Below are 263 nucleotides of genomic sequence, written 5' to 3' on the forward strand. Positions count from 1 at the left end.
GGCCTGGATCGCGGCCGGCTACCCCGTGGAGGAGGGCGAGGGGCGCCCGCGTACCCGGCGTCACTTCACCGCCCGCCTCGACCACGGCGCCGTGGCCGATGCCGGCGACGTCGCACGCGCCCTCGAGACCGGCACCGCGCAACTGGTGGACGCTCGCTCCGCGCCGCGCTTCCGCGGCGAGGAGGCGGAGCCTCGTCCCGGCGTCCGCCCCGGCCACATGCCGGGCGCCCGCAACGTCCATTACGCCGCGCTTCAATCCGAGG

At 77.2% G+C, this 263-nt stretch carries 1 protein-coding gene; it reads left to right on the forward strand.

Features of this window, described 5'->3' with window-relative positions:
- On the forward strand, positions 1–263 hold a 263-nt coding region (locus CVH10_RS21500; protein ID WP_369335952.1), incomplete at both ends, for a sulfurtransferase.

Origin of the sequence: Halomonas sp. ND22Bw, from assembly GCF_003011945.1 — a bacterium.
Lineage (GTDB): Bacteria > Pseudomonadota > Gammaproteobacteria > Pseudomonadales > Halomonadaceae > Halomonas > Halomonas halophila.